This window comes from Pontibacter sp. 13R65 (genome assembly GCF_047525655.1).
Taxonomy (GTDB): domain Bacteria; phylum Bacteroidota; class Bacteroidia; order Cytophagales; family Hymenobacteraceae; genus Pontibacter.
This window is the reverse complement of record NZ_JBLIQL010000021.1, coordinates 69,422-89,684: the sequence shown is the minus strand read 5'-3', so window position 1 is coordinate 89,684 and position 20,263 is coordinate 69,422. Positions and strand designations below refer to the sequence as shown.

The 20,263-nt window shown below is 45.8% G+C and carries 19 protein-coding genes; 11 read left to right on the top strand and 8 right to left on the bottom strand.

Annotated elements, in window-relative coordinates:
- The first annotated feature begins 337 nt into the window (after window positions 1-337).
- Window positions 338-1,336, top strand: a complete 999-nt coding sequence (locus ACMA1I_RS19140) for a sugar phosphate nucleotidyltransferase (RefSeq protein WP_337070063.1) — start codon at window positions 338-340, stop codon at window positions 1,334-1,336.
- 228 nt (window positions 1,337-1,564) lie between these two features.
- Window positions 1,565-3,664 carry a prolyl oligopeptidase family serine peptidase gene (locus ACMA1I_RS19135; RefSeq protein ID WP_414703943.1) on the top strand — a complete coding sequence of 700 codons (2,100 nt, stop codon included), beginning with the start codon at window positions 1,565-1,567 and terminating at the stop codon, window positions 3,662-3,664.
- 71 nt (window positions 3,665-3,735) lie between these two features.
- Here ACMA1I_RS19135 and ACMA1I_RS19130 read toward each other — a convergent pair whose 3' ends face one another.
- Entirely contained in the window at window positions 3,736-5,136 is a 1,401-nt protein-coding gene (locus ACMA1I_RS19130) for a VCBS repeat-containing protein (RefSeq protein ID WP_337070060.1), read from the bottom strand.
- 92 nt (window positions 5,137-5,228) lie between these two features.
- Between ACMA1I_RS19130 and ACMA1I_RS19125 the strand changes: the two genes are divergently transcribed.
- A complete protein-coding gene (locus tag ACMA1I_RS19125) occupies window positions 5,229-6,002 on the top strand; it encodes an acyl-[acyl-carrier-protein] thioesterase (RefSeq protein WP_337070058.1) in 774 nt (257 codons plus the stop codon).
- Between the two features lie 10 nt (window positions 6,003-6,012).
- Entirely contained in the window at window positions 6,013-6,486 is a 474-nt protein-coding gene (locus tag ACMA1I_RS19120) for a GNAT family N-acetyltransferase (protein WP_337070073.1), read from the top strand.
- 269 nt (window positions 6,487-6,755) lie between these two features.
- Here the strand turns inward: ACMA1I_RS19120 and ACMA1I_RS19115 are convergent, their stop codons facing one another.
- Both ACMA1I_RS19115 and ACMA1I_RS19110 read right to left on the bottom strand, forming a co-directional pair.
- Complete coding sequence (locus ACMA1I_RS19115; RefSeq protein WP_337070057.1) at window positions 6,756-7,082, bottom strand: DUF4286 family protein; 327 nt, start codon at window positions 7,080-7,082, stop codon at window positions 6,756-6,758.
- A gap of 168 nt (window positions 7,083-7,250) precedes the next feature.
- Window positions 7,251-7,424 (bottom strand): hypothetical protein, encoded by a 174-nt coding sequence (locus ACMA1I_RS19110; protein WP_337070055.1) that lies wholly within the window; start codon window positions 7,422-7,424, stop codon window positions 7,251-7,253.
- A 451-nt stretch (window positions 7,425-7,875) separates the two neighbouring features.
- Between ACMA1I_RS19110 and ACMA1I_RS19105 the strand changes: the two genes are divergently transcribed.
- Window positions 7,876-8,511, top strand: a complete 636-nt coding sequence (locus tag ACMA1I_RS19105; RefSeq protein WP_337070053.1) for a YdeI/OmpD-associated family protein — start codon at window positions 7,876-7,878, stop codon at window positions 8,509-8,511.
- A 37-nt stretch (window positions 8,512-8,548) separates the two neighbouring features.
- Here the strand turns inward: ACMA1I_RS19105 and ACMA1I_RS19100 are convergent, their stop codons facing one another.
- From ACMA1I_RS19100 to ACMA1I_RS19085, 4 genes are all read right to left on the bottom strand, one after another.
- Window positions 8,549-9,115, bottom strand: a complete 567-nt coding sequence (locus ACMA1I_RS19100; protein WP_337070051.1) for a hypothetical protein — start codon at window positions 9,113-9,115, stop codon at window positions 8,549-8,551.
- 160 nt (window positions 9,116-9,275) lie between these two features.
- A complete protein-coding gene (locus tag ACMA1I_RS19095) occupies window positions 9,276-9,857 on the bottom strand; it encodes a hypothetical protein (protein ID WP_337070049.1) in 582 nt (193 codons plus the stop codon).
- 62 nt (window positions 9,858-9,919) lie between these two features.
- Window positions 9,920-12,277, bottom strand: coding sequence for a TonB-dependent receptor (locus ACMA1I_RS19090; protein WP_337070048.1), 2,358 nt, complete (start codon window positions 12,275-12,277; stop codon window positions 9,920-9,922).
- 176 nt (window positions 12,278-12,453) lie between these two features.
- The gene (locus ACMA1I_RS19085; RefSeq protein ID WP_337070046.1) at window positions 12,454-12,777 is read right to left on the bottom strand and encodes a hypothetical protein; all 324 of its coding nucleotides are present in this window, start codon (window positions 12,775-12,777) and stop codon (window positions 12,454-12,456) included.
- 284 nt (window positions 12,778-13,061) lie between these two features.
- Here ACMA1I_RS19085 and htpG point away from each other — a divergent pair, with 284 nt between their 5' ends.
- Together htpG and ACMA1I_RS19075 are read left to right on the top strand one after the other, a co-directional pair.
- Window positions 13,062-14,888 carry a molecular chaperone HtpG gene (htpG, locus tag ACMA1I_RS19080; RefSeq protein ID WP_337070044.1) on the top strand — a complete coding sequence of 609 codons (1,827 nt, stop codon included), beginning with the start codon at window positions 13,062-13,064 and terminating at the stop codon, window positions 14,886-14,888.
- Between the two features lie 285 nt (window positions 14,889-15,173).
- Window positions 15,174-16,091, top strand: coding sequence for a hypothetical protein (locus ACMA1I_RS19075; protein ID WP_337070042.1), 918 nt, complete (start codon window positions 15,174-15,176; stop codon window positions 16,089-16,091).
- A 112-nt stretch (window positions 16,092-16,203) separates the two neighbouring features.
- Here the strand turns inward: ACMA1I_RS19075 and ACMA1I_RS19070 are convergent, their stop codons facing one another.
- Complete coding sequence (locus ACMA1I_RS19070; protein WP_337070041.1) at window positions 16,204-16,563, bottom strand: YraN family protein; 360 nt, start codon at window positions 16,561-16,563, stop codon at window positions 16,204-16,206.
- Window positions 16,564-16,726: 163 nt separating this feature from the next.
- Here ACMA1I_RS19070 and lipB point away from each other — a divergent pair, with 163 nt between their 5' ends.
- The 4 genes from lipB (at window position 16,727) to ACMA1I_RS19050 (ending at window position 20,210) form a co-directional block, all read left to right on the top strand.
- A complete protein-coding gene (gene lipB, locus ACMA1I_RS19065; protein WP_337070040.1) occupies window positions 16,727-17,461 on the top strand; it encodes a lipoyl(octanoyl) transferase LipB in 735 nt (244 codons plus the stop codon).
- The gene (locus tag ACMA1I_RS19060; RefSeq protein ID WP_337070039.1) at window positions 17,445-17,852 is read left to right on the top strand and encodes a hypothetical protein; all 408 of its coding nucleotides are present in this window, start codon (window positions 17,445-17,447) and stop codon (window positions 17,850-17,852) included. Before lipB ends, ACMA1I_RS19060 begins: the two co-directional genes overlap by 17 nt.
- Window positions 17,853-18,004: 152 nt before the next feature.
- Complete coding sequence (locus ACMA1I_RS19055; protein WP_337070038.1) at window positions 18,005-19,060, top strand: MraY family glycosyltransferase; 1,056 nt, start codon at window positions 18,005-18,007, stop codon at window positions 19,058-19,060.
- Window positions 19,038-20,210: a DUF4271 domain-containing protein gene (locus tag ACMA1I_RS19050; protein ID WP_337070037.1), complete on the top strand. Its 1,173-nt coding sequence runs from the start codon at window positions 19,038-19,040 to the stop codon at window positions 20,208-20,210. Before ACMA1I_RS19055 ends, ACMA1I_RS19050 begins: the two co-directional genes overlap by 23 nt.
- Window positions 20,211-20,263 lie beyond the last annotated feature (53 nt).

Below are 20,263 nucleotides of genomic sequence, written 5' to 3'. Positions count from 1 at the left end.
GCTTCTTCAATTATTCTAATAAAAAGGTCCTTCCGGAGGTTATTTGCCTTCTATAAGCCTAAGGCTCATGGTGTTTCTGGCCGAAAGCAGAAAGGCGCCGGCTTAAAGAACAGCGGAGGAATTGCGGCAGCCGGAGAAAAAAACGTGAATTGCTAACATAAACTTTTCGCAAAATCTACTGCCACTGCCGACTTTTCAACGTAAGCATCCAACAACTGCCAAGTTTTCATCAGAAAAGGTGGATATGATGCAAAAATCACAGCAATAACCTGGATTAGCAGCTGTTGGTGTTATAGATTGCGTCTGGAATTTGATATATTGCCTCAAATTGCGATTTATGAAAGTAGTTATACCCGTAGCCGGAGTTGGTTCAAGGCTTCGTCCGCACACACATACACAGCCTAAATCGTTGGTGCCGGTGGCAGACAACACGATATTGGGGCATATTATTGAGCGGCTGCTGGAGGCTGGTATCCAAGACTTTGTCTTTATTATTGGGTACATGGGCGAAAAAATAGAAAACTATGTGCGCAACAAGTACCCCCAGCTTAAGAGCGAGTTTGTAGTGCAGGAGCCACGCGAAGGCCTTGGCCATGCCTTGTGGGTAGCCCGCGACACTTACCGCACCGAAAGCAGCATTTTGATTATGCTCGGCGATGCCATTGTTGATGTAGACTTTGAGGCAGTGATAAATGCGCCGCACTCGGTACTGGGTGTGAAGAAGGTGGCAAAGCCATCGCTTTTTGGCGTTACAGAAGTAGGCTCCGATGAGTTTATAACGAAGCTGGTCGAAAAGCCCATGATTCCGAAGTCGAACTTTGCGCTGGTGGGGCTTTATAAAATTATGCACCCAGAGAAGTTGGTCGAGTCGCTGGAGTACATCATGAAAGCCGATATTCGCACCCAAAACGAATACCACCTCACCGACGCGCTCATGCACATGATCCGGAACGGCGAGAAAATGACCACCTGGAGCGTAGACAACTGGTTCGACTGTGGCCGCAAAGAAACGCTGCTCGAAGCAAATGCCACGTTACTGAGCCGGCCTGAGTTCCGCAAAAGAGACTACAGCCAATTCCCTAACACTATTATTATTCCGCCGGTGAGCATCGGGGAAAACTGCCAGGTAGCCAATTCTATTATCGGGCCCTATGTGGCCATCGGCGATAACACCATTGTTACCTCCTCCATCCTGAGCAACTCCATTATCGGCTCCTTCAGCGAGTTACAATACGCCGTAATGCGCGATTCGATTATTGGCAGCGATGCCTCCTTTAAAGGCCTCAGCCACAGCCTTAACATAGGCGATAGCACCGAAATTAACTTTGGGCAGTAGCTAATTAATGTGTTAATGAGTTAGTGTGCTGATGTGCTAATTTATTAATTTTGAATGACTGAGAGAATGGATGAGGAGTTCTTTTTAACTCTAAGCTCATAACTCTTAACTTAGAAAGCCTAACATCTACTATCTATCGTGAAAAGACCATCCTTACTTTTGCTGGCCGGGAGCATCGCTGCTTTTTCGGCCTGCAAGCCATCCCAAACAGAAAGCACTGCCACTGGCATGAAAGAAGAAACCACTGCAACTATGGCCGCAGCACCAACTGCCGGCACTTTAAAATATCCCGAAACTAAAAAAGTAGACCACACCGACGATTACTTTGGTACTACCGTAGGCGACCCGTACCGCTGGCAGGAAACCCACGATGAGGAGCTGGACCAGTGGATTGCTGCTCAAAACAAGGTAACACAGGGTTACTTAGGCAGTATTCCGTTCCGCAACAAGATCAAAGACCGCCTCACCCAAATCTGGAACCACCCGAAATACGGTGCTCCTTTTAAAAAAGGCGGCAAATACTATTTCTATAAAAACGACGGACTGCAGAACCAGAGCGTGCTGTATGTGCAAAACACTCTGGAGAGTGAGCCAACCGTTTTCCTGGACCCAAACAAGTTCTCGACAGATGGCACGGTGGCGCTAACGGCACTGGCTTTCTCTAAAGATGCCAAGTATGTGGCCTATGGCACTGCCAGCGGAGGCTCCGACTGGAACACGTATTACGTTATGGAAGCTGCTACCGGCAAAAAACTCGACGATGAGGTGGAGTGGGTAAAGTTCTCCGGACCAAGCTGGTACAAAGACGGTTTCTTCTACAGCCGCTACGATGCCCCTAACGAAGGCAACAAACTGGCCAACAAAAACGAGTACCATAAAGTGTATTACCACAAAGTAGGTACCCCACAGAGCCAGGACAAGTTAGTGTATGAAGACAAGCAGCACGCACTCCGTAACTTTTATGGCGGCACCACCGAAGACGAACGTTTTTTGGTACTAAGTGCTTCGGAAGGAGCCAGCGGAGCCAATGCTCTTTACTACCGCGACCTCACCGATCCTAAATCCACCATCAAACCAATAATCGATAATTTTGAGTCGGAGTACGATGTTATAGATAACATTGGCGATAAGCTGCTGGTGCGCACCAACAAAAATGCCCCACGCTACCGCCTCGTGCTGCTCGACCCTAAAAAACCGCAGGAGTCTAACTGGAAAGTGCTGGTTCCCGAAACTGATAATGTGATGAATAGCGTATCGTTTGTAGGTGGCCGCCTGATTGCCTCTTATATGAAAGATGCCGCCAGCGAAGTTGTGGTATTCGATACAAATGGCAAACGCCTGAACAACGTGGAACTTCCGGCTATCGGCACGGTAGCAGGCTTTAATGGCGAGCGCAACGACAAAGAGGTATTCTTCACCTTCACTTCCTTTACCTACCCCACCACCATTTACCGCTACGACATTGCCAGCAACAAGGCGAGCCTGTTCCGTAAATCGGATGTAGACATTAATACCGACGGTTACGAAACCAAGCAGATATTCTACACCTCGAAAGACGGTACCAAAGTGCCCATGTTTATTGTGCATAAAAAAGGCCTGAAGCTGGATGGCAATAACCCGACTTACCTGTATGCCTATGGCGGCTTTAACATTTCGCTTACGCCGAGCTTCAGCATCTCGAACATGCTGTGGCTGGAGAACGGGGGCGTGTATGCACTGCCAAACTTGCGTGGTGGTGGCGAGTACGGTGAGGCCTGGCACAAAGCCGGCATGACTCCGAACAAACAAAACGTGTTCGACGATTTTATTGGTGCTGCCGAATACCTGATTAAAGAAGGCTACACCAGCAGCGAAAAACTAGCAGTGGCAGGTGGCTCTAACGGTGGTTTGCTGGTGGGTGCCTTTATGACACAGCGCCCCGAACTGGCCAAAGTAGCCTTGCCAGCTGTAGGTGTTATGGATATGCTACGTTTCCACAAGTTTACTATCGGGTGGGCCTGGGTACCGGAATACGGCTCATCAGACAATGAGGCGCAGTTTAAAAACCTGTTTACGTTCTCACCTCTCCACAACATTAAAGAAGGCGTAAAATACCCGGCTACGCTCGTTAAAACCGCCGACCACGACGACCGCGTAGTGCCAGCACACTCCTTTAAATTTATTTCGGAGCTTCAGGCCAAAGGTGCACCAGGTAACCCTTACTTAATTAGAGTAGATGTACGTGCTGGCCACGGAGCCGGTAAACCTACTGCTCTGGTTATACAAGAAGCTGCCGATACTTGGTCATTTGTATACCAGAACATGGGTGTAAATCCTTATCCAAACTAATAACTGTTATTGGATTTATTTTATCGAAAGCCGTGCTACCTTCAACAGGTGGCGCGGCTTTTTTACATCAATCAGGGTAGAAAAAACCGGATAGTGTTTTGCTCTGTGGCCGTAGAGGCTTTTACAATGTAGATACCACTGGAATAGGGCCATGCTATCTCTATAGGAGCAGCCACATGTGCATAGGAGCTTTTGAAAATTACCTTACCCTGCAAGTCGAGTACCAGGAGCTGCAGGTTCTTTAGCTCCTGGTCAGGCGTAAGAACTACCTTATTGGCAGCAGTAGCCGAAAGGCGCAAGAATGTGTTATCAGCAGGTGCAGGTACGTGCGTGGGAGTTGCCTTATTTAGGAATACATGCACCTGAGGTTCCTGCGCCTGCGACAGTACCAGATCCAGGTAACCATCCTGGTTTAGATCTGCTAACTGGTAAATAGCCAGCTGCTCAGTTGTTGCTACAAGCACTGGGTTGCTATAACTGCCATTGCCATTGTTCCGGACAACATACAGCTCATTTCCCCAGGCACCATCTGCAGAAGAAGCAAATAGTATATCGAGTTGGTTATCGTTGTCAAGGTCTGCAATGATTGGCTGCACCGGGTGCGGCACCTGGAGCGTTAGCGCAGGTTTTGCTGCAAAATGCCCATTGCCGTTGTTTAAGCGCACAGTTATGCTATCATGCTCAAAATGAGCTGTTACCAGATCAGGATACTTATCGTTGTTGTAATCCCAGAAACTGATTCCTCTTTCGAACATAACACTATACAATTCAACGGTGTGGTGGGTAAAGGAGCCGTCCGGCTGCTGCATAAACACCAGAAAGTAATTTGCTGAAACAGGTGCTGCTATATCTAACCTACCATCTTGGTTCAGGTCGAGCGACAACAGGTAACGAGCAGAAGCGGTGTTTGTTTCATAGCTTGTTTTCTGCTGCAGGCTTCTTTGTTGGTTACCATATAAAATGTGTAGCCTGTTTGGTTGCCCTGAGCCAGTGGTTATGTTGAGCAGGTCCTGCAGGCCATCGTTGTTAAGATCAGCAAAAGCAGCAACCTGACCGTGTACTGCAGTAGGGGCAAACAATCGGTTTTCGTAGCCTCCTTGCGGGTTGCCAAAGTAGAGGGCAACGCCATTGCCCCAGTAGGTAGAGCAGAGCACATCGGGGTAACCATCCCCATCAAAATCACCTACATCCTGTATTTTATCTCCTTCAAGCGAGTTAAATAGCTGTTCCTGCTCAAAAGCGCCCTGCCCTAGGTTCCTAAGCACACCGAAAATGCGTGACGAAACAGTATTAATATTGCCGTTCCCCACTATGTCCGGGCTGCCATCGTTGTCGACATCTTTTACTACCAGGTTTCGGAAAGGCTCTGAAACCTGGTAACTTTGCGCCGGACTGAAACCGATAATTTGGCAAATACCAATGCTAGTGGCAGCAGCCAGTGCAAAAACTGTGAGTGGAAAGGCTTTTTTCATAGGTGCAAGAGAAGCTGGTATTCTGAAGATGCCGGATTAACTGGAAGCGTTGCAATGGCGTACATTAAATTTCTATTCAGAAACCGGTGCATATGATGAAAAAAATAGGATGGCAAGGCGGCAGGAGCCAGTTTATAGTGCGCTCCAGCGAAATAGATGCTAGAGGGCTTGCTACGCTGCCTTCGCTGTTAACGTACATGCAGGAAGCTGCCTGGGATAATACCGCTACGCTAGGCATCTCTATATACGACCTGTTAGAAAAAGGGCTTACGTGGGTACTGCAACGCATGCGGGTAGAGATGTTTCGTTACCCCAAACACCGCGAAGAACTGACAGTAGAAACCTGGGCATCGGGCCAGGAAAAAGTGTTTCTGCACCGCGACTTTAGACTATACAGCCAGGAGCGGGAACTGCTGGGGCAGGCAACGAGTGTGTGGCTGGTAATGGACGTGGCGAAGCGGCAAATGGTAGCGGTACCCGACTTTATAACGGCAGTAGCTGTAGCTCCTGGCCGTGCCTCTTTGCCGTTTGCAAAAGGCAAACTTCCGGTGCTGGCAGAGGTGGCTTATGAGCAGCATACCACCGTGCGCTGGCACCACACCGACCTGAACCGGCACGTGAACAATACCTGGTATTTGCGATGGGCACTTGCCTCGCTCCCTGTGGAGCTGCTGGAGCAGGCATATTTACGTGAACTCGACATTATTTTCAGAGCTGAAAGTACGCTGAACGATACTGTTGTAGCCGCCGCATCGCCTGCCTTCGAATCTAATACTTATTTGCACAGGCTCTATAACCAGCTTACTGGCAAAGAACTGGTGCAGGCCAAAAGCAACTGGAAGTATGAGCCAACTAAATTAAATTGATTAGAATATGATGTCTGTAACAGTAAGAAAAGGAATTTTAGAAGATTTGCCACAGGCACACAGCCTGATTAAAGAACTTGCCTTATTTGAGCGCGCGCCACAGGAGGTAACCAATACCTTAGAAGACATGGAGCGTGACGGTTTTGGAGAAAATCATATCTTCAGCTTTTTTGTAGCAGAAAAAGGCGATCAGATTATTGGCATGGCCCTTTACTACATTGCCTACTCCACCTGGAAAGGCAAAACACTTTATCTTGAAGACTTGATCGTGACAGAAAAGGAACGGCGCAATGGTGTCGGGAAAAAGTTATTTGACGCAGTTGCTCAGGAAGCAAAGGACACTAACGCAAAACGCTTTGCCTGGCAGGTGCTGGAGTGGAACGAACCTGCCATTGCCTTCTACAAACAAATAGGAGCCACCCTGGATAGCGAGTGGATTAACTGCCGCATGACAGAAGAGCAGATTCAGCAGTATACAGCCTGAGCCTAGCCTCCTTGATGCCCAAAATACCTCCGGAAGGCTACTTTCATTAGAACAATTTGGTCCGTTGCCAGGAAACTAAACGGCTAAGTTGTTAAGTGGCAAATCTGACTATAAGCAGAAAAGACCAAGACCTGTCAGCCTGCGCAGCTCCTGTAAGTGTTGGGCGCAGCAACGTATTGTACCTTGTGCCTTGTATCTTCAAAAAGCCTCTGAGAGGCCGATTTCATTAGAATAATTGAAGTGGCACAAAAGCAGAGCCAGAAGCTATGTTAGCCTTTGCGCTCTACGTCAGTACCTATAACCTCCAATAGCGAGCGAAACGAAAGGGCTTTTTCGCCATAGCGGTTAGTATGTTTCTCTTGTAGCTCCGGCGCATGGTCGCGTTGGTATTCCTGCAGGTCGTCGAGGTTGCGGCAAAAGAACTGAACGGCATAGGTAACGCCACCATTCTCCACTTCGTTCAGCAACCTGCTAACCTGGTTACGCAGAAAATATCCTGTTGCCATCATTTCAGGAATGTGCACATTTATCATCCAGTCCAGCCATTCTTCGGCCACACTGTTTTCAACGTTAACGGTAATGTTGTATAAGATCATACACAAAGCTACGAAAATACTGGCTTGGAGGTGGCCCAAAGATCAAATTTCGGCGGCTTCAAGGTTAATCAGGCTAATGCGGCAGTAACTTCACCATAAACAAAAAACGCTCTTCCATTGCCCTATATAAAGCAGACAATGGAAGAGCGTTATAAAATGTATGCTTCTTTATTTAAGTATGGCAGCGGTGGTTATGTTACTTTCTGTTACTACCACAGGGGCCCCACTTTCAGCCTCTACCTTTGTGTCGGCTGGTTTTAAGCAAACAGAGCAATAAACCAGCAGGAGCATAAAAAGTGCTGCAATTATAGATAGGTCTGATTTGTTAGATGTGGTGTTCATGGCCGTAGGGTTAAGAGTTACAAATTAGTTAGTTGGCTGCATGTATTTATTGTCTGAGTGGATGAAGAAAAACATCTTGTTCTTTTTAAATTAACTAACATTAGTTATTAAAATGGAAATCGAATACATCCCGCATGAAATAAATCTATATGCTGTAAGTTATTTATTTTTCCTGAATTAGCAAGTATATCTAATGACCAGCAACATATTTTTTTCTTAAAAACTATTTTTAAAGTGCTGATACAAAGTTTAAACCGCTGTTGTGCGCCAAAACCAGATATTACCTTTTTATTTGAACGCAAGCGGATTAAATAAAGTTCTAACAGTTGTTAGTAAAACTGTTGACCAGACAACATTTTTTTTCGGCACAAGCTGATGCACCTTATCTGCCTCCGTTTATTTAAATTATTTTTGAGCGCAGAGAATGAAAATGTTTTGACTACAAGCATATATGATACAGGAATTGGGTAAGAAGCTGCAGCTAAAGCAGGCGCAACAGGTAGTGGTACCACAGGCTCCTGCTGCTTTTACAGATGCACTCTCAGCAGAAGGGTTTACGGTGGCTACTACCTTTGAAGCATTACAGGAAAAAGCTGCTGCTGTGCAGTTGTTTGTGGAGGAGAAGGCAGCGTTAGAAAAATTAGTGCCAGAGGCAGTCGCCGCGCTTCAGCCGGAAGGCATACTTTGGATCGCCTATCCTAAAAAAACATCGGGCATAAAAACTGATTTGACACGTGACGAGGGCTGGCGTATCTTATCGGATTTTGGGTACGAGGCTGTCAGGCAGATTTCAATAGATAATACGTGGTCGTCAGTGCGTTTTAGGCATCAATCCGAAAGGAAAGTGCCATCTAAGTTTGGGGCCACATACGAAGGCATAGATAGGCAAGCCCGGACTGTTACGCCCCCGGCAGACTTACGCGAAGCGCTGGAGGAGCAAAATCTCCTGAGCATTTTCGATAAACTAGCGTTCACGCATAAAAAAGAGATGGTGGTATCGTTGCTGGAGGTAAAGCGGCCCGAAACACGAAAAAGTAGGGTACAGAAGGCACTGGAACTGGTTCGAAAGCTTGCTGCAAAAAGCTAGATAGCTTTGCGGCTACCACTGCTTGTTTACCAGGCTTCTAATCCTGAATAAAAACCGGGAAAGTAATATCGATGTCTGTTTCGCCGGTATCTATGTTGCTGCTGCCGCTTTTAAGACCTGGTTGGTGCTTTAGCACAACGCGCAAGGTGCCGGTGCTTGGAGAGGTGGTAGCGGCTGTAGTCTCCAGGCCAATAGCACGATTGTTTCTGTCTAAATCTGTCTTTTGTATGCTCAGGCTGGCACCGTCTACAATATAAAAGACATCATGGTTATACCCTTCTGCTCTAATTTCTGCTGTTAAGTCTATAGGGGCGTTTGGGTTGCTTTCGTTTAATATGGTGAGGGTGCCGCGGTAGGTGGTATTTGCTTTCAGAACCAGGTTCTCAACCAAGGGCCCCTGTCCATCAGGGCCGTCTAGATCTTTCCAGGTGGCAGCTGCGTTTTGCCCTTTTCCTTCCGGCACAAGCTGTATTCTTACGGTTGTAATAACTTCTTTTTCATCTTCTGGCTCCGGTTCCGGCCCTGAGTTTTTGCAGGAAGAAAACAGGCACATACTACTTAGCAGCAGCATAAGAAAACGGTTCAGGAAGAAAGCTTGTTTCATGGTGATCAGGTTATACCTTATAAGTAACGGAGCATTTACTAAGATAGTACAGTTATTGTAGAGCAATTTAGTAAATAAGTGCAAAATTTTAGCATTTTTGCAAAAAAGAGGCAGCTTCTTAGGCTGCCTCTTTTAGTTAGATTGTAGTAAGGTAGTTTAATTATTGTACTGTTAAAGGAAATTCTATATCCACATCTGTTTCACCAATATTCATTTTTGCATTATCGTCGTTGCTCGTGATTTTGAGACCTGGCTGGTGCTTGAGCACTACGCGGAATACGCCTGTGCCTGCAGCATTGGTGGTAACAGTTGTCTCTAAACCTATAGGACGGTTATTTTCATCTACATCCGTTTTGGTAACAGTTACCAGGCCTTCTGGTGTTACTCTGTAGAATAGCTCGTGGCTATCGCCTTCTTCTCTTATTTCTTTGGTAAGGTCATGGGCGTGGCTATGGTCTCCGTGTTCTTCCTCACTTTCGAAAGAGATGGAGCCAGTATAAGTTGTATTGGCACTAAGAACTAAATCATCAATGGTAGCAGTGGCACCAACACCAACTAGGTTTTCCCAGGAGGCTGTTACAGTAGGCTTGTTGGTATCGGTCGGTACAAGTCGCAGCGTAACATTCGTGATAAGCTCATGCTCGTGATCTGGCTCCGGCTCTTCGTCGTCTTTACAAGCAGTTGTAAAAAGTAAGCTGCCAAGTAGCAAGAAAGCGAGGTATGGTCTAAATAAGTTTTTCATGATAGTAATTTCTGTTTAGTGTTAAGTTTTTGTTTTAAACAATTGTGCTGCACGTGCAACGGTTACAGTAAAATTTTAACCCGAAACAACAGCATGCGGCCCATTTCATCGGAAAAGTACCGGAGGCGGTTCTGGTAATCACGATAGCTGGTGTTGAGGAGGTTGTTGCCCACCACCCCCAGTTCTAGTTGCTGTCGACCTATCCTGAGAGCAGTGCCAACCTCTGCATGAAGCAGAAAATAGGCATCTGGGGCAGGCAACACAGGGTCCGACTGCTCATCTGAGCGGCTTTGCCTGGCAACATACAAGCCTCCTAGCGCCAGGTAAGTATCTGAGAGTTTAGAGGCGCTCCTGTCTTCGAAGCTGTAGCGCAGCGTGTTGTCTGTTCTGTTAGGAGTTATAAAGGGAAGGTAATTCCCAGTTTCTCTGTTCTTGGCATATACCAGCGATGTTTTATTGTTTAAAGTGAGCCTGTTGGTAACAGCATAGTCTGCAGTTAAGTCAGCTCCCCAGAAGTGTGCATCAGCTTGCTGGTAATTTGCCTTCAGAAAAGCTCCTTGTACGCCTAGAGCATATTCTGGAGCAATTTGGAGGTAAATGTAATTGTTTATGGTGTTAGAGTAGAGACTAAGTTCCCCGTTTAGCCGGAGGTTAGAATGGTAGGTAAAAGTAGCCATCGTGTTCAGTGCTGTCTCAGAAATCATGTTAGGGTCACCTTCCTCGTAGGTGGCGGCGCTGTTATGAAGCCCTCGGGCAAACAGCTCGTAAGCATGCGGTGCCCGCGAAGCATATCCTACCTGCCCACTTAAAGTAACGTGGTACCCCAGCTCATAAAGTGCTCCTAAGCTTCCTGATAAATTATGGAAGGTGTAGGACGGTTTTAAAAGCTCGCGGTTCGTGTCCCAGCGCTGAATATCGAGTGTTTTGTTATCGTAGCGTACCCCTGCCTCTAATTGCCAGTTGCCTTTTTGCCACTTCTCCAACATAAAGGCCCCCACTGTTAGTCCTTTGAAGAACGGCAGCAAAGCCCTGGTATTCGGAGCGTATGTGTTGTTCTGCCATATAGTGGTGGCTCCTATGCTTCCGGACAAATTGTGAATAGGCTTGTGCTCCCAAACCAGCTCCGTCGTGTGCGTCTGCAGGTCGAGGTCCAGTTGAGGCCTATCGCCGGTATTGCGGTGTCTATCGTACTCCTGGCGCCTGTTGTTCTGCAAGCCATAGGTAAACTGCAGCTCACCTATTTCACCTGTTTTGTAATAGCCTCTGGCTTTGAGGAGATGATGTGTCGCATCCTGGTAAGGACGTGCAATGGTATAGGTAAAACTACCTGTCTCCTCCGGCTGCTCGCGTCCTATGGCATTAGCCAAATCTGTCAGGTTGCCAATATGCGCCGACGACAGAAAGCCCAATTTGGTGTGGAAGTAACTGTAGTAAAGCTCTGCCCCAAAACGCTCTTGCGTGTAGCCAAGCGTAGCGGCCAGGTTCTGCTCCTCAAAACCAGTATTGTTCAGGTTGTAAGAAGGTGCCTGGGCACTACCGGCCTTTTTGAGCGAAGTATGCAGGCGCCAGCTCAGCGGTAATTGCTTTAGCCGCCCTTGCACCATGCCTCCCACAGCACCCATGCGGTTATTGGTGCTGCCAATCAGGTTAAGCTCTCCGGCTACACCTGCTGTATCGGGCATTGGCCTGGGGTTAACCATTACAATGCCCCCAATAGCATCAGAACCATAGCGCACGCCGGCGGCTCCTTTCACAACTTTCAGCTCCTGTGCGTTTAGCGGATCTATTTCAGGTGCGTGTTCATTACCCCACTGCTGCGACTCGTGCCGCACTCCATTGTTCAGGATAAGTACGCGGTTACCAAACAAGCCATGTATAACAGGTTTAGAAACAGTTGGCCCGGTTTGTACAGAGCTTACACCAGTAAGCTTTTTCAGCGACTCCCCTAAGGAGAGACCACGGGTTTCTTCCAGCTCTCTTCCGGCCAGTGTTTCGGTTGCCTGGGCCTGCCTCTCTATTCTTCCGCCCACCACCTCAATGGCGCCAAAGGTTTTAGCATCTGTGTGGAGCGCCATGTTCCGGACTACAGAAGAACTGAGCCTGAACGAAGCACTTATTTCCTCATACCCGATGTAAGTGGTTCTAACGGTATAGGACCCACGGCAGAGGTGGTGGAAATGGTAATTGCCATACTCATCTGTAATGGCGGCCTGGCTGAGCTCTTCTATGATTACAGTAGCTCCGATCAGAGGCTCGCGCGAATCGTGGTCTATTACCTTGCCCGATAGGGTGAGGCCGCAATCTTGCTCTATGTCCAGTTCAGGCGCCATGTACATGTCCTGCGCCCCCACAGGCAGCACCAGGTACAAAAGCACAAACAGGAACAGCAGGCTCTTTGCAACAATAGGATTATTAAACACTTAATTTTATTATATAAAAATGAAATAGAGCGCAGTAGCCTGCATCTCAGCCGAGGGAGGTCATAAAACCAACTTTGGAGGAGCGGCATGCGCAAAAGGAACTGAAAATAAGTAGCTAAAGGCAGGTAAAGCCAAAGACTATTTATTCAGTGAAATAGAATAAGGAAAGGATATGCTTAGTTAAGCGGAGGGCCACGCAGGTAAGCGTGAAAAACAGGAATACCTAGCCAGCTTACTGGCTGTGCCACAGCAACCACTGTGGCATAGGTAACAGGTAAGAAGTAGATGGCAGCAACACCCGGCTGAAAAGGTGCTCCAAATAGGTCTTCTACATCGCAGTGTATATGCTTTTTGCCAACCTGTGCCTGATGATGGTCGCATGGCACCTCATGAGTGGTATGCTCATGGCTGTGCAGGCTCAGCAGCAGTCCGTCGGGCACCAAGGGCCGAACGAAGAGCAGCAGTAAAAACAGGGCGATATAGGATTTGAGCTGTTGCACTAGTTTCTTAAACCATACAAAGATACAATAAATTCACCATTGTTGCATTTACGAACAAGTGTTATGCTGCAGAATGGCTTCAGAAAGTAAGTGCTTATACTATAAATGTGCCATAATGGATAAATTTAAAGAAGTGTAATGGAGAAAATAATTTTAGCAGGGTTAAAATTCTGACAAGCTGTCACAAAGCAGCAGCAAATACAGCTCTGGAACAGGATTTGAAAAGCCATAGCTGAAAGCAAGTTTAAGCAACAGCATTTATTTTATATACTAAAAGTAAAAACATGGAAGAAAGAGGTAATATTTCGATTCACACCGAAAACATTTTTCCGATCATTAAGAAGTTTCTGTATTCAGATCATGAGATCTTTTTACGTGAGCTGGTGAGTAACGCCGTAGATGCTACCCAGAAGTTAAAGCGCCTGGGTGGCATTGGTGAGTTTACAGGAGAGCAGGGCGACCTGAAAGTGGTGGTAAGTGTGGATAAAGAAGCCAAAACCATTACTATTACTGACCGTGGTATCGGCATGACTGCCGAGGAAATAAAGAAATATATAAACCAGATCGCTTTCTCGGGTGCCACTGAGTTTGTGGAGCGCTACAAAGACGCTGCCGGTGAGAAAAACCAGATTATAGGTCAGTTTGGTTTAGGCTTTTACTCTGCCTTTATGGTAGCAAATGAGGTAGAAATTATTTCTAAGTCATTTAAAGAAAACACTGAGCCTGCGCGTTGGGTTTGCGATGGCAGCACCGAATTTGCCATTACAGAAGCTACTAAAGAAGACCGTGGCACCACCGTAATACTGCATGTGGCAGAAGACTCAGAGGAGTTCCTGGAAACTGAGCGAATCCGGACTGTGCTGAACAAATACTGCAAGTTCCTACCGGTAGAGGTGGAGTTCGACGGGCAGGTGATCAACAACCCCAACCCGATCTGGACCAAGCAACCATCTGAGCTAACCGACGAAGACTACAAAAACTTTTACAAAGAACTGTACCCTTTCTCAGAAGCGCCGCTCTTCTGGATTCACCTGAACGTAGATTATCCGTTCAACCTGACAGGTATTTTATACTTCCCTAAAATTAAGAACGAGTTTGAACTGCAGCGCAATAAAATTCAGCTCTACTCACGCCAGGTATTTATTACCGATGAGGTAAAAGACGTGGTGCCAGAGTTCCTGATGCTGCTGCACGGTGTAATCGACTCGCCGGATATTCCGCTTAACGTAAGCCGTAGCTTTCTTCAGGCCGACTCAAACGTGAAAAAGATTAACACCTACATCACGAAGAAAGTAGCCGACAAGTTAAACGACATCTTTAAGAAAGACCGCGAAACGTTTGAGAAAAACTGGTCCGACATTAATGTATTTATCAAGTACGGCATGCTCTCCGACGACAAGTTCTATGAAAAAGCCAAAGACTTTGTGCTGCTGCAGAATACAGAGGGCAAAAACCACACATTTGAAGAGTATAAAGCGCTGACTCAGGCCAACCAGACCGACAAGACAGAGCAGTTGGTGTTGCTTTATACGACCGATCCGGAAAAGCAGCACGCATACGTGGAGGCCGCCCTGAACCGTGGCTACGATGTGCTGAAGCTGGATACAGTCATCGACAGCCACTTTATAGGCCTGCTGGAGCAGAAGCTGGAGAAAACCACACTCAAGCGCGTAGACTCTGAAACCATAGACAAGCTGATTCAGAAAGACGACGCTAAGGAGAGTGTGCTTAGCGATACGGAGAAAGAGGAAATTAAGAAAGTATATGAGCAGGCTATCAACAACCAGCACATGCAGGTAGAAGTAGCTGCCATGTCGCCAGACGATGCGCCTGTGGTTATTACCATGCCTGAGTTTATGCGCCGTATGAAAGACATGAGCCGGGCAGGTGGTGGCGGTATGATGTTTATGGGCGATATGCCGGACACTTACAACGTTACTATCAACGCCAACCATAGCCTGCACCAGCGCATTCTTAAAGCCAGGGAAGAAAACAAAGAGCGTATTGCACGTCAGGCGTTCGATCTGGCGCTGCTGTCGCAGAACATGCTCTCTGGTTCAGCTCTTACCGCATTTGTGAAGCGTAGTGTTGAGTTAATAGATAAGGAATAGTTTTAAGCTGCCATGCATTGCAGGCTGAGTGAAAGCCCGGCTTTATATTTTATAATGGCAATTAGCGTTTACAAAAAGAAGGCAGCACTGCAAGGTGCTGCCTTCTTTATTTTAGACAAGCCGCATGAAACTATGTTTCAGGCAGTATAGTTATAGAGAGCAACTGCAGAAGCACCATTGGTGTGTATAAGAATTATGCGCATCTTTACGTTAATTATTATATTATTAGCGTGTTTGGCGAAGAGGCCACTCCTTCATCAAAATCATATTCCCAAAACTTCAAAAATGAGGTATTCTTTTCTCTTGCAATTAGTTGGTATTGTGCTCTTGCTGGCAACAGGTTTGAGTAGCTGTGGACCTGCCAAGTACAACAGCGACTACAACCTTGCGAAGGCACTTCAGAAAGAAGGTGCGAAGAACAAAACAGTAGCCCTGGCCGATACAGCCAAGCCATCGTTGGAGAACAAACTGCCCGATGAAGAAGAGGATGTAGTAGAGAAGAAGAAGAAAAAGAAGAAGCAGAGCAAGCGCTTCTTTATGGGCTATAAAGTAAACCGAGGCTTTATCAAATCAGGTGGCAGCGGTAACAGGCAGGTACTTGAAACATTCAGTTTTTTGCCTGTATATGAGGAGCCTAACCCATACGCCCCCGAAAAATACTTCTACGATACCAAAAAGCGTAAAATATACCGCACCAGCGGCCAGGTAAACCCCGAAAAGTTTAAGATCCTGCACGGGCCTTACAAAAAGAAAATAGGCGACCAGGTGGTGGAAGAAGGTTACTTTTATGTGGGCACCAAACACCTGCGCTGGGAACGCTACCGTAACAACGAGGATAATGTGCTCCTGGACAAAAGGCATTATGAGAAAGGGTTCCTGCGCGATGCCGTTGTAACCTACTATGGCGATACCAAAAAAATTAAAGAAGTGGTGCCGTATGCCTACGGTGAGGTGCAGGGCATGTACTACCGTTTCTATGAAAACGGGCAGGTAGAATGGTCGGGCATGTACGAGAAAGGCCGCAAAGTAGGCGTCTGGATAAAACATTACGACTTCCGGAATCGCCGCCACTACGAGTACCAGTACCCTAAAACCTGCTACGATGCCCCCGCCGATCCTGTGCTCATAAAAGAATACGACCGGCATGGAACCATGGTATACGAGAAGGGTAAGCTTGACAAGCGCTCTTCTGCTCAACGGTAAAGTAAACTGTGTCGGTAAAGGTTCTCCTGTTCAGCCTAAGTTCAAATTCTTCTAATGAAATAGGCCTTCCGGAGGCTATCGGAGCGGAAAACTACCAAGGTTTAAAAGAGGTTTAGTGGAAGGCATCTTCTATATGATAGATAACTGGTGGCGTGCTAAGTGTGATAGAGATAATATCGAAACGGATATCGTGATGCCAGTCTGTTTGGTGAATATATTCTTCTGCAGCTGCAAGGAGCATGGCCTCTTTTTTAGCGCTTACAGCCTCTTCCGGAAAGCCAAACTTGTCGGAGCCGCGGGTTTTAACTTCAACAAAAACAAGTACTTTGTCTTTTTGAGCGATAATATCTACCTCAGCCCGTTTGTACCTGAAGTTTCGACAACAAAGCTGATATCCTTTTTCGATTAGATAGCTGGCAGCAGTAGCTTCACCCTTGTTACCAGTTATGATGTGTTTTGTTTGAGATGCCATTAAATTATTTTAAATTGCCCATGCTAAGTTAGCAATAGAAGGCGCGCTTAAATTAAAAAATTTGAATATTTCTTCTTTAGGTTGTTATTAAATTTCTAAAAAATAAATAAAAGGCCGTTTTCTACTGGTATAGCCATAGAGAATGATTGAAACATAAAACAGCGTGTTACAAAATAAAGAAATAAGCTTTGAGCAGCTAGGCCTTATTGATTACAAAGAGGCGTGGGAGTATCAGGAGAAGCTGTTTAATAGTGTGCTTAGCATTAAATCGCAGAACAGAGCAGCGGCTCCTGAGGAGCAAGTGCAAACGCCTAATTATTTGTTGTTTTGCTCTCACCCGCATGTGTACACCTTGGGCAAAAGCGGTCACGAGTCGCACCTCCTGATCGGGGAAGAAGGCCTTAAGGCGAAAGAAGCCACCTATTACAAAATTAACCGTGGAGGCGATATTACCTATCATGGACCGGGGCAGCTGGTGGGTTACCCCATCCTGGACCTCGATAACTTCTTTACCGACATTCATAAGTACCTCCGTTTTTTAGAGGAGGCTATTATTCTTACTTTGCAGGATTACCAGATTAAGGCAGGCCGAATAGCGGGCCTTACCGGCGTGTGGCTCGATCATGAAGCGCAGCTCAACCCTCGGAAGATCTGTGCTATGGGAGTAAAATGTAGCCGTTGGGTAACCATGCACGGTTTTGCCTTCAACATTAACACAGATTTAACTTATTTTAACAATATTGTGCCTTGTGGCATTTCAGACAAACAGGTAACTTCCCTGGCAAAGGAACTTGGGCGGGAGGTAGACATGGGAGAAGTAGAAAAAAAGCTGCTTCACCACCTTGCTAGTTTGTTTGAAGCCCACATTACTGTAGCAGCAAATGAAAAAAGATATTGATTTCGGACTGGTAGAAGGGATTTCTGTTGCGGTAGCTTCTTCTCCTGATGAGCTGGGAGCTCCAACATGGAACGTGTATCTGATAAATAACAACCCTCATCCTCTCACTAATGTACTGATCGCTTCCACCGGATATGGTACAATGGATGATGGAACAGAAGTAAAGACATCTACCCTGCGGCATATGTTTGAGCAGGTAGAAGCAAAGAGCTTTGTACAGATAGAGCCCATAGATCCAGGCATTTTTCATCTGAACAACGAGTATTGGGTAAGCTATTATGTAGATAACAATATATATGATAAGAAGTTTATCTTTGTGCCTGATTCTATTACAGAAGATAACCTGATAGAAATAAGTATGTTGCAGATGCAGGGCATACTTCATTCTTAAGCTTGTAAACTATATTTGTTTATCTGCTGTTATCAGCTACATCAGAAATCTATAATTTCTTTGATGAGGGCAACAGCCGGTCTTTGCTCTAAAATTTGCTCTAAATTACTTTAAAAGTCGAGGCTTGATCCTCAACTTTGCATCACAAGCTTATGGAACAGAAACTACTGCCCTTATTTCTTACTTCTAGCTGGGCTTTTCTTATAGCCATTTTTGCTGTTCCCTCTATCATAAGAGTGGCACACCTGAAGAATATTCTGGATCAGCCTAACCTCCGTACCGTACACGAGACTCTTACACCCCGCCTTGGCGGAGTGGCTGTTTTTGCTGGATTTATGTCGGCGCTCACTATCTTCACAGAACTTAACAATGGGGTACAACAACTACTGGCAAGCTGCATTATTTTGTTCTTTATTGGCCTTCAGGATGACCTCATCACGCTCTCTGCTCTAAAGAAGTTTGCGGTACAACTGCTGGCAACTGGTATAGTTATGTTTATGGCCGATATCCGGATTACCAGTTTTCAAGGCATTTTTGGCATTGGGGAGCTTCAGATTGGTATGAGTTACGGCTTTACTTTTCTGGTAATTGTAGGTGTTACCAATGCTATAAACCTGATAGATGGGCTTGATGGGTTAGCTGGAACCATGGTTTTGATCATCAGCATGACGTTTGGGGTATACTTCTTTTTGTATGGTGGGGCGGCTTATGGTAATTATGCAACAGTAGCTTTTTGCCTTATAGGCGGTATTTTAGGTTTTTTACGCTATAATTTTCATAAGGCTACTATTTTTATGGGCGATACCGGCTCGTTGCTCTGTGGTTTTATTGTATCCATACTAGCTATTCAGTTTATAGAGATGCGAGCTGTGCCAGCCTCTCCTTCTGTAGCACTTGGAGTACTGTTTGTGCCGCTTTTCGATACGCTACGGGTTTCTACAATCCGAATCCTCAAAGGGAAATCGCCTTTTGCCCCCGATAAAAACCATATTCATCACCGGTTGCTCGCCATGGGCTTCAACCAGATCAGTACTGTACTTATTCTGGCACTGATAAACGTGCTGGTAATTTTGTTTGCTTTTAATTTTTCTAGCTGGGGCAATGTTGGAGTGCTGCTGATGCTTCTGTCTTTTTCAGTTGTTCTGAGTGTTATTTTGGGTGTTTATAAGTCGCGGAGTCCACAGAGTGTTGCTAAAGCAAAAGTTTAATATTTGCTGGCATTATTGTTTTGTTTGGCTGGCTATACTAGTTAGCGCCGTAGCTCCTCTGCAGGCGCAGGTACTGCCTCTTGACCAAAAAAATACTATAAATGCTAACTGGCTAATTTACGAACCAGGTTCCACGCAGCTTTCTCCTTATATAGCCGATCTGCATACTGGCTATAACGCTGTGCACCAATGGGTGTCCATAGCCCCTGCTCAGCCCTTTACCATAAGCTTTACAGCTAAAAAGGAACAATGCATTTATCTCAACAACCAGCTTATTTTTGTTGCTGACTCAGCTCTCAACTATACCCTGGATCTTACTACCTACCTAAGCAGAGTTAAGCCCATAGAAGGGAAATACTTGCTAACAGTATGGCACCCGTACCAGCACCCCAATGTGAGTACCTTCAGGAACAAAGTAAAAGAGCAGGAAAGCAGGAAAGAATCCGCGCAGAGACCCTTTTCGGTGGTGGTGCGGGAATATGTAAATCAGAACGTCTTTATTCTTTTTCTGCTACTCATAGCCCTATTGTATGGTGGTCTTAAGGCTACTTTCCCTTCTGACTTTAATGATATTTTTAGCTTAGGCAGTTTTAGTCGCTCCAGCATAGAAAAAGGTTTTTTATCTAAACCAATAACTTGGTCAGTCATCCTGTTTATCCTTACTTTTTCTTTATCGCTGGCCCTGCTCATTGCAGCCATTCACACCAATGTGCAACACTTTGTGCTTTTTAACAGGTTGTTCCCAGTCTCGGAAGCTGACATAACTACCAAGATACTTTTTTACTCTGTATTCATCTTCTTGTTTGTACTGATAAAGTACTTATTTCTGAGAATTATGGGCTTTATATTTGGGTTAGAGCAACTGGTGCTGCTGCAGTACCGGGAGTTCCTGCGCACGAGCCTGTTCTGGGGTATGTTTCTGCCAATTATCATGCTGCTTTACCTGAGCTTTAATATAACCCAGCCACAAACAGTGCTATTTGTATCGAACCTTGTTGTTTCTTTATTACTGATTTTTACAATAATAAGGATATTTACTACTGTAAATAAGAAAGCCTCGGTACTTAATTTGCATTTATTTTCATACCTTTGCGCCACAGAAGTGATTCCGCTGGCAATTATGCTAAAACTTATTGTTTTTAATTACTAAAGTATAATTTAAGGAAGCCGGCGGAGAGCGGGTCAACATTTAAATAACCTCAT

Coding starts and splice junctions, on each gene's coding strand:
- ACMA1I_RS19140 (WP_337070063.1), top strand. CDS start 338: ATGAAAGTAGTTATACCCGTAGCCGGAGTTGGTTCAAGGCTTCGTCCG.
- ACMA1I_RS19135 (WP_414703943.1), top strand. CDS start 1,565: ATGAAAGAAGAAACCACTGCAACTATGGCCGCAGCACCAACTGCCGGC.
- ACMA1I_RS19130 (WP_337070060.1), bottom strand. CDS start 5,136: ATGAAAAAAGCCTTTCCACTCACAGTTTTTGCACTGGCTGCTGCCACT.
- ACMA1I_RS19125 (WP_337070058.1), top strand. CDS start 5,229: ATGATGAAAAAAATAGGATGGCAAGGCGGCAGGAGCCAGTTTATAGTG.
- ACMA1I_RS19120 (WP_337070073.1), top strand. CDS start 6,013: ATGTCTGTAACAGTAAGAAAAGGAATTTTAGAAGATTTGCCACAGGCA.
- ACMA1I_RS19115 (WP_337070057.1), bottom strand. CDS start 7,082: ATGATCTTATACAACATTACCGTTAACGTTGAAAACAGTGTGGCCGAA.
- ACMA1I_RS19110 (WP_337070055.1), bottom strand. CDS start 7,424: ATGAACACCACATCTAACAAATCAGACCTATCTATAATTGCAGCACTT.
- ACMA1I_RS19105 (WP_337070053.1), top strand. CDS start 7,876: ATGATACAGGAATTGGGTAAGAAGCTGCAGCTAAAGCAGGCGCAACAG.
- ACMA1I_RS19100 (WP_337070051.1), bottom strand. CDS start 9,115: ATGAAACAAGCTTTCTTCCTGAACCGTTTTCTTATGCTGCTGCTAAGT.
- ACMA1I_RS19095 (WP_337070049.1), bottom strand. CDS start 9,857: ATGAAAAACTTATTTAGACCATACCTCGCTTTCTTGCTACTTGGCAGC.
- htpG (WP_337070044.1), top strand. CDS start 13,062: ATGGAAGAAAGAGGTAATATTTCGATTCACACCGAAAACATTTTTCCG.
- ACMA1I_RS19075 (WP_337070042.1), top strand. CDS start 15,174: ATGAGGTATTCTTTTCTCTTGCAATTAGTTGGTATTGTGCTCTTGCTG.
- ACMA1I_RS19070 (WP_337070041.1), bottom strand. CDS start 16,563: ATGGCATCTCAAACAAAACACATCATAACTGGTAACAAGGGTGAAGCT.
- ACMA1I_RS19060 (WP_337070039.1), top strand. CDS start 17,445: ATGAAAAAAGATATTGATTTCGGACTGGTAGAAGGGATTTCTGTTGCG.
- ACMA1I_RS19055 (WP_337070038.1), top strand. CDS start 18,005: ATGGAACAGAAACTACTGCCCTTATTTCTTACTTCTAGCTGGGCTTTT.